General features: G+C 58.8%; 11 protein-coding genes and 1 pseudogene. 4 read left to right on the forward strand and 8 right to left on the reverse strand.

Annotated elements, in window-relative coordinates:
• Nucleotides 1-43 precede the first annotated feature (43 nt).
• Complete coding sequence (locus AC1D2Q_RS00375) at nt 44-205, forward strand: DUF2986 domain-containing protein (RefSeq protein ID WP_018930247.1); 162 nt, start codon at nt 44-46, stop codon at nt 203-205.
• A gap of 136 nt (nt 206-341) precedes the next feature.
• On the opposite strand, the gene AC1D2Q_RS00380 is transcribed toward AC1D2Q_RS00375, so the two are convergent.
• Nucleotides 342-1,391: an alpha/beta hydrolase family protein gene (locus AC1D2Q_RS00380; RefSeq protein WP_477811836.1), complete on the reverse strand. Its 1,050-nt coding sequence runs from the start codon at nt 1,389-1,391 to the stop codon at nt 342-344.
• Between the two features lie 294 nt (nt 1,392-1,685).
• Here AC1D2Q_RS00380 and AC1D2Q_RS00385 point away from each other — a divergent pair, with 294 nt between their 5' ends.
• Nucleotides 1,686-1,922: a DUF6429 family protein gene (locus AC1D2Q_RS00385; RefSeq protein WP_477811837.1), complete on the forward strand. Its 237-nt coding sequence runs from the start codon at nt 1,686-1,688 to the stop codon at nt 1,920-1,922.
• 380 nt (nt 1,923-2,302) lie between these two features.
• On the opposite strand, the gene AC1D2Q_RS00390 is transcribed toward AC1D2Q_RS00385, so the two are convergent.
• The 5 genes and pseudogenes from AC1D2Q_RS00390 to AC1D2Q_RS00410 all read right to left on the reverse strand — a co-directional run bounded on the left by AC1D2Q_RS00390 (nt 2,303) and on the right by AC1D2Q_RS00410 (nt 8,866).
• On the reverse strand, nt 2,303-4,294 hold the full coding sequence (locus tag AC1D2Q_RS00390; protein WP_477811838.1) for a hypothetical protein: 1,992 nt from the start codon (nt 4,292-4,294) through the stop codon (nt 2,303-2,305).
• On the reverse strand, nt 4,287-5,063 hold the full coding sequence (locus AC1D2Q_RS00395) for a copper chaperone (protein WP_477811839.1): 777 nt from the start codon (nt 5,061-5,063) through the stop codon (nt 4,287-4,289). Before AC1D2Q_RS00395 ends, AC1D2Q_RS00390 begins: the two co-directional genes overlap by 8 nt.
• 10 nt (nt 5,064-5,073) lie before the next feature.
• The gene (locus AC1D2Q_RS00400) at nt 5,074-6,552 is read right to left on the reverse strand and encodes a tyrosinase family protein (protein WP_305412336.1); all 1,479 of its coding nucleotides are present in this window, start codon (nt 6,550-6,552) and stop codon (nt 5,074-5,076) included.
• A gap of 226 nt (nt 6,553-6,778) precedes the next feature.
• A pseudogene (locus tag AC1D2Q_RS00405) lies at nt 6,779-6,925 on the reverse strand (LysR family transcriptional regulator); the annotation flags it as partial.
• Between the two features lie 39 nt (nt 6,926-6,964).
• A complete protein-coding gene (locus AC1D2Q_RS00410) occupies nt 6,965-8,866 on the reverse strand; it encodes a potassium transporter Kup (RefSeq protein WP_477811840.1) in 1,902 nt (633 codons plus the stop codon).
• 519 nt (nt 8,867-9,385) lie between these two features.
• Between AC1D2Q_RS00410 and AC1D2Q_RS00415 the strand changes: the two genes are divergently transcribed.
• Entirely contained in the window at nt 9,386-10,732 is a 1,347-nt protein-coding gene (locus AC1D2Q_RS00415; protein WP_477811841.1) for a PAS domain S-box protein, read from the forward strand.
• Between the two features lie 92 nt (nt 10,733-10,824).
• Here AC1D2Q_RS00415 and AC1D2Q_RS00420 read toward each other — a convergent pair whose 3' ends face one another.
• A complete protein-coding gene (locus tag AC1D2Q_RS00420) occupies nt 10,825-11,445 on the reverse strand; it encodes a cell wall hydrolase (protein WP_477811842.1) in 621 nt (206 codons plus the stop codon).
• A gap of 182 nt (nt 11,446-11,627) precedes the next feature.
• Between AC1D2Q_RS00420 and AC1D2Q_RS00425 the strand changes: the two genes are divergently transcribed.
• Nucleotides 11,628-12,479: a CAP domain-containing protein gene (locus AC1D2Q_RS00425; protein WP_477811843.1), complete on the forward strand. Its 852-nt coding sequence runs from the start codon at nt 11,628-11,630 to the stop codon at nt 12,477-12,479.
• Between the two features lie 43 nt (nt 12,480-12,522).
• Here AC1D2Q_RS00425 and AC1D2Q_RS00430 read toward each other — a convergent pair whose 3' ends face one another.
• A complete protein-coding gene (locus tag AC1D2Q_RS00430; RefSeq protein WP_477811844.1) occupies nt 12,523-12,921 on the reverse strand; it encodes a YfeK family protein in 399 nt (132 codons plus the stop codon).
• Between the last annotated feature and the right edge of the window lie 24 nt (nt 12,922-12,945).

Below are 12,945 nucleotides of genomic sequence, written 5' to 3' on the forward strand. Positions count from 1 at the left end.
TTAAGCTGGTATCATTCAAGCACTGACAAACCGAGCAGAAAACATGAATCGTCGTAAAAAAATAAATCAGTTATTAAAGGCTAACGCCAAAAAGGCCAGCGCCAAATTGGCACCGAAAAGCAAGACTAAATACATTAGTAAAGCTGACCGATTGAAGCTGGCGGCTGAAGCCGGTCAGGACTCAATCACTTGCGCTGAGAGCTGATCTACCTAGCCTTCGCGACCGACCGCTTCCGCCCCAGAGCCCACTTCCCTGCCCAACCGATCTGACAGATCGCGCGGACGCCAAAACTGCTACAGCGGTTTTTTTGTTGAGCTGCAGCAGTCCCCGTACCACGAGTTTACAAACTTGCTTCTTTGTAGGATGACTGAAGAAACTCTGCTATCAGCGATGTGATCTGCTGTTGAATCACCCCACGTGGGCGACCGCTGTCACCATCCCGGCAAATGATGCCATCGCCTGGTACATCTTCTTCGAGCAATGCCTCCGCGCCAGGTTTGCACATCGACAAGAAGCTGAAATGGCTTGCGTCGCTGATTTCGACGTAACGGCTTGACGCCGCAGGCAAGCGTTTGGCCAGGTTGGCAGACTCCAGTTCAGCAGGAAGATCGTGCGACGGTACGCCGGCAGCGATCACCAGCGTTGGTACCGGCAGCGCCGCCAGGCTTTCATCGGTCATGCCCCGTGAAAGGCCAATGTCCAATGTAACCACAGCAGTGACGCGTTTATCGCGCAAATCGGCGGCCAACGCGGCCTTTGATTCTGAGGTACTTGCAGGGTTTATCTTTCCATAGACGGTGCAACTTGCTAACTGCGGGTGGGCTTTGCAGTCATGGGCGAAGCGGTCTGGATCGAAACGAGCACCGGCGATCTCCAGGGCGGTCCAGCCGCCGAGTGAATGGCCCACTACTGCAATTCGGTCATTGGCGACCAAGCCGAATTTTTCTGGTTGAGTCGTGACCCTATCAATGGCTCGGCGTAAATCAACGGGGCGCTGCCATAACTGCGCCGCAGCTTGAGGGCTACGGTCATGAGTGGTGGTGCCAGGGTGATTGATAGCGGCGACGATATACCCCCTATGAGCCAGAGCACTGGCCAGCCAGATCTGGTTGCTCCAGTTACCTCTGTATCCGTGGGAGAGCACCAACAATGGATGCTTGCCAGCAGCGGGCGGCGCGTCACGAACGGCAGAAGCCCCGACGAACACCGCATCATCGCCGATCAATTGCGTGGCGGCGCTAGTTGCACTGGGGTACCAAACGACCATCTCCAGTGCGCGGTCACTGTGCGAGTCCGCCAGTGTGGAAGAGTGGAAGCCGACAGGGTTCTCGTCAGCGAGTGCGATAGAAGTCAGCCAGGTGAACAACAGGACGCCGAAAGCTATTTTCAATGTCGTTTCTTCCTTGATTAGACAAATGCATGGCAACCTGAACCCGCCGTCAGGCGAACCCACCTTCGTCCGGAGTCGAAGCTAACGTGGCTGCATAGTGAGCACGGACATTAAAGCCCACAATCGAACCGACGGGCATAAATTTCATCGTTAACTCTGTTCGCGGTCTTTAGTGAGAGGACTGAACGCCCCCCTTTTTCGACATAGACCCCTACCGTTAAAATATGAGGTTCATGGATCGCTTAATGAACATGAACTCGATGAGACCTGTTGAATACGAGCGGAGCAACGATCATGGAATATGACGACAAACTGATTGAAGAAGCCGTGCTTGCCCTGTTGGCAACCTTCAGTTTTGACAACGGCAATGCCTGGAAAGGGTTCGACTTCGAGACCATGAACCGATTGCATGAACAAGGTTTCATCAGTAATCCGGTGAACAAGAACAAATCGATTTGGTTGACGGCCGAAGGGCTGGAGCAAGGTCGGCAGATAGCCGACCGGTTGTTTAGGGTGTCCCGTCCTGAATAAGGTTTACACCTGTTTCAGGACTAGACAGCACTTGTTACTTTTCTGGTTTGTGCGTCGGTAGCGTCGGATGTTTCGGTTTGTTTGGAGGGTTAACGTGGTGCCTTCTGTCATCTTTTCCATCATCACGTTTTGGTTTTGGGCCTGGCTTGATGTGAGTTGACATACTTGTCTCGATATCCAAGTGGTTAATTTTCAGGGGGGGCAGCTAGCAACCGACGATACGGTACCTAGGCGCGCACAGAAAAGTTAGAACCAATTCACGAGACTTCAAGGGGAGAGAGCTAGAAAAGAGTTCTACCTATCACGTCTATAATCCCTCCCCCAAAAACCGAAGTTAAAAACGCAAACTAGACGGCCGAAGGAAACTCACCAAAACCATCTCAACCCAACTGAAGACCCCAAACCGCCGCAAGCTCATACGCAGCCTTATCAGGCAACACCGTCGCCCCACTCCGACGAACCATCCCAACATAATCAGCAAGTCCTTCAACAAGCACAGCCCATTCCGGGCGCGGGTCTTTGACGTAGTCCCACCCCAATCCCAACCACGGGCATCGCCCACCGATCCAGGCCTGCACAGCCGGGGTTGCTTGCATGACGTAGTCAGGGCGCGCGGGCGCATCCGGTCGGGGTTGGCGCGCCTTTACGGCCGGCACGTGTAGTTGCAGAACGCCATTCGCCTCGACGGTCACTTGCATCGCGCCAAGTAGTGCGATGTCAAAGGGAACCGGTTGACCATGGGTAACATAGAAATACGCCATGCGCCGGATGCTGTCGTAGTCGGCAACGGCGCGATACAGGTAGGCGCAGATCACACCCAGCATGGGATCCGCGTGCTTTTGGTTCCGCAGGTCGGCGGCGAGCCGGTCGATGCTGTCGGCTTGGAGCCGGCCGGCGGCGAAATCGTCGATAGCACCGAGCATCCCTTGATAGCTCTCAGGAGCATTGCGCGTGCCATAGGCCTGGAAAACGTCGCCGGCGGTGCTGGGTGTCACGACGGTGTACAGGTCATCGTACGGAACGACCGGTGTAAATGTGCCATCGGCCAACTCAACCAACACCGGCATCCCCTGTGGATCGCCCTTGATGCGGTACGTCTCGAACCCGGGTGTTGCGCCCAGTCGCTCGATCGGCTCCCGGGACAAAAGCTTCGCTTGACTGCCCCAGACGATCACGTTCGCCTGGCCTGGGTCGTTGACCTGTTCCAACCTGCGCCGAACCTCTCCAGCCGCAGTCTTGCGGACATCGGCAGCCGCATCTGCCTCCAGTCGCTGAACCAGTGACTGTACCTTTTGCGTTTTTTCAGGCGTATGAGTGGTCTGGTGCCGCAGCTCGAACAGATCCTGAAGCAGATCCTTACTGTCGTCGGGGATGGTGATGAAGTGGTCGGCCGGCACCGCCAGATCGCGCCCCTTGAAGCCAAAACCGGTGCCGAGGATCTGCTCGCGAAAGTCCGTGTCGGTATGCACCCGCTCAAGAATTTGTTCGGCGGCACCTGGTGCGCCACCCGCCTCGACAGCACCCAGGGTGGTGGCATTCCCCGTACGCGGCCAGGGCTGCAATTCGGCGACGCCCTGTAGTGGATTGGCGGCGTTATAGAGCACGGCCGGTTCCGGGTCGACCAGGCACTGCGGGTTGAGCTTCAGGCGATACTCTTTCGCACGCTCGGTGGTGCGCGACCGCACGCATTTGCCCAGTGTCTCCGTGGTGATCACACCATCGATGATGGCGGCTGGCTCGATGCCCCAGAGCGCGTCGGCGATCACGCCAGAAAACACACACTTGCCCGGAGCGCCGGACATCGGATCAGACACCATATAGCCGAGTTGTCCGTCCTGGCAGGAGGCCAGACGATCAAACCTGGGGCTGTCGACTTGTGTGCCCTGCACGACGATCCCGCGCACGGCATCGAGGCGCATCAGGTCGATATTCTTCGGCGCTTCGCGGCATGCATCGGTAATCAGCGTGATGCGCTGCACGCCATGCAGTAACAGTTCGGTGTAGAACAAGTCGGCCAGAACACGGTACTTCAAGCGCAGGGAATCGCTGAACAGCCAGGAGATCGAGCCGATATTCGCATCGGTGAGGCCATGGCCACAAAATGCCAGGATCAACTGCTCGACCACCTCGGCACCGCTCGGAAACAGTTCATCGACCGCTTGCTGCACCCGTTCACGGGTGACCGGAATGTCGCCGGCGAGGCCGTCGTCGACGATTCTTACGTTGCTGGCGCCGAAGCCCGAGCGGAGCGCCCAGTCGCCGATTGAGCGGGCGGCTAGCACCGCTCCGTCCAGGTACGCGAAGCGCAGCGACTGGTTTGAGGTCGGAGTCAGCGTGCTGACCCCGATCGCCAGACAGGCCCGCCTAGTCATGCGGGCGCGCCGCCTTTCGCGCAGTGAAGACAGAGCCAGGATCAAGTTGGGGGAAAATCGCCGGCCAACGCCAGCGCGGTCGATCCGCGGGCGTCAGGCGCTCAGCCAGCATCATTGCGCCTGCAAACAGCATGATCGGAATGTGCCACGCCCCGCCAAGCAGTGGCACCAGCATCCACGCCCAGCACGACGCAATGCACCAGAGACCATGCGTCATGCCGAAGATCAGGCAATCCCTGTCGGCCGCCCAACCGAACAGACCGATCCGCCGCATTCGGTGGCCACGATTGAGCGCCACGCGGTGCCACGGGCTGGCACTCCACAAACTCGCAATCAGCAGTGCCCCGGCAAGGGCCGCCTCTGCGACGGTGAGCTGCAACAATAAAGCGAGAACGGTCAGGATCGGCCCGGCGGCCATCCATAGCGCACCGTAACCGAGCAAGAAGCCGACTGATGCGCGCAGGCGTCTGCGTGGCAGGCTGGAACGCCAGACATGCATGAGCGGCATCGCCAGCAGCGGAGGCATCATCGCGACGAGCATCAGCGCCCAGTCAGCCAGCAAGCGGTTCAGTGGATTCAGGGCGAACTCGGCCTTTAGCACGGTGGGCCAGAGCATGACGATAGACAGCCCCGCCACCGAACTGCAGAAGGTCGGATGCGCAGCGTGCCCGGCGTTGTAAATGCTCAGGGCCAGACCGAGCCCAGCCGTCGCGAACAGCAACGGCCAGGGCGCCAGGGTAAAGCTGCGCATTACCGAACCTGGCTGCATGAGCGGGTACTCAACTCACGACGCCACTTCGCTTGAGAACGCTGATTCGGTCCACGGTCACAGGCTTGGCTTCCGATATCTGCTCGCCCGGAACAAGGGTCACACGCAGATGGTTCGGATCGAAGTCGCCAGCATCCGTCAGCCGCTGGGCCAGGTCAGTAATGTCGATCGTATAGCCAAGCCCATTGCCGCCGTGGCCGCCGTCTGGCCGCGAGGCGACGTTCAGGCCGAACAGCGTCAGGCTGCCGGCATGGCACTCGGGGTGGAGTTGTGGATCGACGCCTTCCGGCAAATTGACGTACACCTCCAGCAGAGGAGAAGGCGCGGAGCCGCGCACCGATTCAAGCGCCAGGTAAAGCCGGGTCACCTCCCTGCCCGGCTCCATCGCGCCCATGGCGGCGATGCCGGCGGTGGTGGCTTGCTGGTCGAGGTTGACTTGCGTGCGCACCGGCGCACCGCCGACCCTGACCATTGCCGCATTGGCACCGATTGGCTCGATGCTTTGTTGATCCGGCGCACCCATTTTGACCCGTGCCACAGCTTCTGCTCCAGGTGTTACACCGGTGCCGATGCGCAAGTCCGCATAGCTACGGTGCAATTTGCCATCTTTCAGTGTGTCGCGGCCGGAGAACTTCATTCCAGCAGCGCCGCCGGGCACCGGCATGATGAAGGTGCGGTCAGCCGGGCCGTTGAGCCAACGCGGATCATGAACCATCGTCTTGCCCGGCGTGCTCATCCATGCTTCCCAGAGGCGGTCGATGTTGCAATGGTGCAACCAGAAGATCGGGTCCAGGCCCGCGAGATACGGATTGGCCATGAATCCCTGGTCGCCGCCGATGAGACGATGGACCGTATTGTGCGGGTTGTTCTCCAGATCGCCGGTCCAGCGGGCGAACTGAACGAAATCGCCGGTGACGCCGCCGCCGAATCCGATGCTGCCGTCATTGCCGACCTGGAAATCATTCTCCTCCATCGCGGCGAGGCTGAACGCATCGCGTGGGCCCGGCCGTAGTTTGGTAAGTCCTTGTCGACGGGGGTATTTGCTGAGTGGGTTCGGGCTGCCGTCGGGCAAGGTTTCCTCCAGGAAAGCATCTGGAACACGCCGCGCATCCGGGTTGCCGCTGTTGAGGTAGTTCCAGTACGGCAGCGCCCATTCGTCGCCGGTCAGTTCCTTCACTTTCGCGGCGACGATCGCCTCGAATGCATACACATAACCGCGGTGCCAGGAAAGGAAATACCAACTGCCGTGCTGGCACTGACTGCCGTAGGTATAGTTGGTCAGATCCTTTGGAATCGGGTCGTCCACACCCAGCACGTTTTCGTCAATCCACAATTGCCTGTCGAACCCGTGGATGGCGCCCAGGAATTTCCAACTGTTGTGATCGGTGATCGGCAGCTTGTCCAGCTCGCGCATCGCCAGCGCATAGTTGAGCAGGACCTTGTTCCATCCAGAACCAAGTGTTGCGACATCTTGTCGAGCCGTACTCATGACCGCACCCTCCCTTGCAACATTTCGCCGCGTGGCGACTGTGTCGTCACACCGATTGCAATCCTTTGCAGTTCGCGACGTCATGTTAAGGGCGGAACTGCGCTCAAGAGGCTCGCTGAGTTGCGGTGATGCGCGCCTCTGCGAGATTCAGTATAGAAGCTCGGCAAAATGGTCATGGCGAATTCACCTGATATTTGCCGCAGGCGATGAATGGCAGTCACCACCACTAAGCATCCTGCAATTTTTCACGCAGAAACTCGATGAACCGTTGGGTTTTCGCCGGAAACAGTCGCGTCTCGGTGAGGGTATAAACCGTGACGGGCGAAGCCTGCCACTGCGTCGAGACTCTGCGCAGCGTGCCATCGGCGAGGTCTACCTGTGGGAGCACCGCCGCTCCCACAGGGATGAGTCGCTACATCTCAACCTGCGTACCCAGCTCAATCACACGATTGAGCGGCAAATTGAAGTATTTGAGATTGCTGTTGGCGTTCTTCAGCAAGAACGCGAACAGGGTCTCGCGCCAACGGGCCATGCCGATACGCTTAGTCGGGACGACCGTCTCGCGGCTGAGGAAATAGGTGGTGCGCATCGGGCTGAAATCCAGCTCTTTCAGATGACACAGGCTCAATGCCAGCGGCACATCGGGCTCTTCTATAAAACCAAAGTGCAGACTGACACGGAAGAAGCCTTCACCATAGGACTCGACCTCGAACCGCTGGTCCACAGGCACACGCGGGCGGTCTTCAGACACCACGGTGAGTAACACCACCTGCTCGTGCAGCACCTGGTTATGCAACAGGTTGTGCAACAAGGCATGGGGGACAGCATCGGATCTGGCCGTCAGAAATACCGCCGTACCCTGCACGCGATGAGGTGGTTGAGCGCGGATGCTGCTGATGAACAACGGCAGTGGCAGAGCGGTTTCGTCCAGTCGCTCGACAATGATCTTGCGGCCGCGCTTCCAGGTGGTCATCAAAATGAACAAGGCAATACCGGCAATCACCGGGAACGCACCGCCCTGGAAGATCTTCGATATGTTGGCGGCGAAGTACAGGCTGTCGACCACGAGAAAACCCAACAGCATCGGAATCGCCAGCCAGCGCGGCGTTTTCCACAGCAGCAAGACCACGGCCGAGGACAGGATGGTCGTGATCAACATGGTCCCCGTCACCGCCACGCCATACGCTGCCGCCAGCGCACTGGACGACTCAAAGCCGATGACCAGCAACACGACGCCGACCATCAGCGCCCAGTTCACGATACCGATGTAAATCTGTCCCTGCTCCTGACTGGAGGTGTGCTGGATAAACATACGCGGCACGTAACCCAGCTGAATGGCCTGGCGAGTCAGAGAGAACGCTCCGGAAATCACCGCTTGGGAGGCGATGATGGTGGCCAGTGTCGACAGCGCGACCATCGGCAGCAGCGCCCAGTCGGGTGCCAATAGATAGAATGGGTTGCGTACCGCTTCCGGGCTCCCGAGGATCAACGCACCCTGGCCAAAGTAATTGAGCACCAGGCCGGGCAGCACCAGCATGAACCAGGCACGGGCAATCGGTTTGCGACCAAAATGCCCCATATCGGCATACAGCGCTTCAGCACCGGTCAATGCCAACACCACGGCGCCCAAAATGGCGATGCCAATGCCCGGATGAACCACGAAGAATCGCACCGCCCAAGCAGGATTGAGCGCTTGCAGCACTTCCGGGCGTTGCAGAATGCCGAATGTACCGAGAATGCCCAACACCACGAACCACAACACCATGACCGGGCCGAACAGGATGCCGATACGCGCCGTGCCATGTTTCTGGATCAGGAAAAGTGCGACCAGAACGATAACGGACAGTGGAACGACCCAATGCCCGATGCCCTCGAACGCAAGTTGGAGACCTTCAACTGCGGAGAGCACCGAAATGGCCGGGGTGATCATACTGTCCCCGTAAAACAGTGCCGCGCCGAACAGCCCGAGTAACACCAGGATCCGGCTCATCTTCGGATACGGCGCCGAGGCCCGACGTGCCAGTGCCGTCAAGGCCATGATGCCGCCCTCGCCCTGGTTGTTGGCGCGCAGGATAAACAGCACGTACTTGATCGAGACGACCCAGATCAGCGACCAGAAAATCAACGACAGAATGCCCAGTACACCGTCCTGATTGGCCTGGACGCCATAGTGGCCGGCGAACACTTCCTTGAGGGTGTAAAGCGGGCTGGTACCAATGTCCCCATAAACCACGCCGACCGCGGCGACGAGCAAGCCCACTCCTGATGTTTTGGCGTGGGAGTTTTCATCGGCGGGGATCGCTGTTTCGCTCACGGGTAGCTTCTCTGAGATTGAAGGAAATAAATGGCATGCCACCTTCGAGCAAGAGGGTTTGCGGGGCTACCGGGTAAACATTGAAACTCAGCCATGAAACCCCACCGCTTGATAATGAGATTAGTCCATGGGTGTCATGCCGTTCGTTAAGGCGACCTGGAGGGTTTTGCAGGCCTGTCGACGATCAAAAAAACGCGACAAGTATCCTCGCAGGGGAAAACACCTACCGTAAAGAAAGCGTAAAAATGTTCGGGCATCAGTGATGCGAATTTCCATCAAGTTTCTTGTGCGCGACAAAAAATAGTCCTTAATTAGAGGCGAGGTTCTTTCCGGGACCTGACCACATCGCTATATCCTGTATTTCAACCCGAATCACCTGAATCGAGTGCCAAGGCACCACCAGCATGGAGTTTGCGAATGAGCCAAGGGCCTGTCCATGAGGACGACACCGCTATTGGACCTACCTGTACACCCTCAGAAGGTAGCGAGCAAACCTCCCCGTCCCTTCACGACCTGGGATTGAGCGATGTTCTTGAGGCACTGCCCGAGGCCATCTACACCACCGATGCCAAGGGTCTGATCACCTTTTACAATCGTGCAGCGGTGGCGCTGTGGGGAGTGACCCCGGCGCTTGGGGAGAGCACCTTTTGCGGCTCCTGGAAGCTCTATTGGCCTGACGGCACGCGGCTGCCCCACGATGAATGCCCCATGGCCATGGCATTAAAGGAACAACGTCCTGTCCGAGGGGTTGAAGCCATCGCCGAGCGTCCGAATGGCACACGCGTTCGTTTTCTGGCGTGCCCCTCGCCGATCTTCGATGCAGAAGGCGGCCTGATAGGCGCCGTTAACATGCTGATCGATCGGACCGACCAGACCGTCGCCGACGAAGCCGCGCTGATCCATGACGCGCTGGTCGAATCGTCCGCCGACGCAATCATCGCCAAAGACCTGAACGGCACGATTACCAACTGGAACGCTGGCGCCCAGCGACTCTTCGGTTACACGGCCGAAGAAGCCGTCGGCCAGCCCATTGACATGCTCATTCCCCTGGATCGGCAGGATGAGGAGCCCCACATTTTGGCGCGCATTCGTCGAAGCGAGCGCATCGAACACTATGAAACCCTCCGGCGGCGCAAAGACGGCAGCCTGGTCGAGATCTCTCTCGCCGTCTCCCCCATCAGAAATCGGCAAGGCCGTATTGTCGGAGCGGCCAAAATCGCTCGCGATATCACCGAGCGCCGACAGGCGGAAGAACAAAAGAGCCTGCTCATCAGAGAGATGGATCACCGGGTGAAAAACCTGTTCACCCTGGCGAACAGCGTGGTCTCACTGAGCGCCCGTTCGGCAACGACCCCCGGTGAACTCGCCTCTGCCGTTTGCGCACGGCTGAACGCATTGGCGCGAGCGCATACCCTGACCATACCGCACGGTTTGAGCAACGAGCAGCCCACGACATTGCATGCACTCATTCAAACCATTCTCGCGCCTTATGCCGGTGGCGAGGATAACAGCCAGGCACGCGCCTTCGTGACCGGCCCTGACATAACGATTGACGGTGCATCGGTCACCAGCTTCGCTCTGCTGTTGCATGAGTTTGCAACCAACGCCGCGAAATATGGGGCGCTCTCTTTGCCTGAAGGGCTTTTGGATATTTCCTGCAGCGAGAGTGAGGAGCTGTTCACCGTTGTCTGGAGCGAAAGGAATGGCCCTATCATTGACCGGGAACCCGACGGCACCGGGTTCGGCACACTTCTCGCAAAAGCGACCGTGCAGGGACAGCTTCACGGCGAAATCCGCCGTGACTGGAAGCGCGAGGGGCTGACCATCACCGTAGCGTTTCCCACCCGTAGCACTCGCGGCCAGTAGAGGGTTGGCTCCAGGTGGTGTGAAGCGATTCACACCCGTAGCACTCGCGGCCAGTAGAGGGTTGGCTCCAGGTGGTGTGAAGCGATTCACACCTACTTTGCCGTTCCGCCACCAGGCTTATAGAACAGAAATTTCGGGGTCTCGCCTGTCTTGATGTACTGCTTCGCCCAGTCGGGCTTCACCGTTCTGTCGTGGAAATACAAAGCGCCATGGGTGCGGTCCGTGAGTTGCTTGTTGAGTGCCTTGCGCGCGATTTCCTTGGCAAGGGTATATTCGTCGTCTTCCTTTACCTGATCTGCACGCCCGTCACACCACCATGAAAACTGGCAGGCGTGCTTTTCAGAACCTTGCTTGACCACGCCGCACACCGTATCCGGAAAACCTTCATGGCCCAGCCGGTTCATGACCACACCGGCGACGCCCTCCATGTCAGCATCCGTCACCCCTTTGGCTTCCCAGTAGATGCTGCGTGCAAGGCATGTAATGGCATCCTCCAGCGGCGCCGTGCCCGCCGGATCGACCGCCTGTGCTTCAGAGGTGGTGATGGTCTCGGACTTGGGTATCGGAACTTCACTCCCCTTCTCTGCCGCTTTCTGCTCCAGGACCTGTGCCTTGTCTTCAGCCACTTCCTTTTTTTGCTCCTGATCAGTCGCCCACACCTGGCCGCACAGAAGGATGATTGCGAAGCAGGTGGCTACCCCTTTAAATCGCATGTTCCGATCCTTCTGATTGAAACCGATGTGAACAACGAAACGATCGCAGACCTGAGTTGATTGTAGTCGGCGGAATTCATGCCAACAGGCAGGCAGTAAACTGCATTTGGGCGCGAAAAGGCATTGCATAAGGAGGGGTGACATCGCGCATCATGGGCAGGGTCCATTCAAGGGAGATTTTCATGCGCAGCCTGTCATCCGTTTTGCATCTTGGCGTGTTGTCATTCGGGTTGGTGTTCAGCGTCATCGCGTCGGCGGCCGATGAACAACAGCTGGTCGAGTCGATCAACGTTTACCGCAGCCAGGTGCAGCGCTGTGCCGGTCAGGCGTCGTCGGAGTTGCCACCGCTGGCCAGCGATCCGCGCCTGGTGCTGTCCGCCAACAGCATCGGCGACCTGCAGCAGGCACTGGCCCGCGCGGCGTATCCGATGGTTAATGTGCAGGCGATCAGCTTGTCCGGCCCGCGTGATGCACCCGCCGCGATGAAGGCGATTCAGGAGAGCTTCTGCCGGGTGGTGCTGGACCCGCAATTTGTCGATATCGGCGTCAGCCGGGAGGGCCGCGAGTGGCGCATCGTGCTGGCGCGCCCGCTGTTGACGGGGCGCTTGGGCGACTGGCAGGCGGAGGGACAGAAACTCCTTGAAGCGATGAACAGCGCCCGCACGCAAGCGCGCCAGTGCGGTGCCCAATCCTTCGCCGCTACCACGCCGCTGGCCTGGAACGCCACGCTAGGGTCAGCCGCCGAGGGCCACAGCCGGGCCATGGCCAACCATAACTTTTTCGATCACAAGGACCGCGACGGCCGCACGCCGGGTGATCGGGCCGAACTGGCGGGTTACGCCGGCCAGCAGGTCGGTGAGAACATCGCTGCCGGGCAGGACACGGTGCGCAAGGTGGTCGATGGCTGGCTGGCCAGCCCGGGCCATTGCGCCAACCTGATGAACCCGCAGTTTCGCGAACTGGGTGCAGCCTACGCAGTGGACCCGAAGAGTGACGCAGGCATTTACTGGACGGCGATGTTTGGCACGCCGTAAAGGCGGCTGCTTGATTGTGCTGCGTTAGCGCATCAAGACACTATCAATGACGTTGCCGTTGCCGCTGTAGCTCGGTCTTCAACCAGAGACCGGCCGGTTGTATGCCTGCCGCACAGCGCACTTCATAGGCGCGGCCACTCATGCTGCTTTGAGTGGCCGCCAGCTCAATGAAGTCTTCGGCGCTGTTCACCCTGTCCTGTTCTTCAAGGTACTCCAGCTTCTTCTCCAGATGCGCCCGGGCTTGAGGGCCGCCGTATTCGCTTCCGTTGCGTACAAACCGGCACTCACTGTGCTCGACAAAGTCCAGCAAGCTGTTTATTTCTTGAGTGGCTTGAGGTGGGATTTGTGCCTGTGCATTGAACACCACGGCGGTCAGGCCGATACCTGCCGCCATCAGCCATTGAGTGAGGGGCGTAGCAACATACCCAGTCAGCCTTCGCATGGTTATTCCTCAGAAAATCAGAGC

This window comes from Pseudomonas sp. P1_A1, from assembly GCF_056406935.1.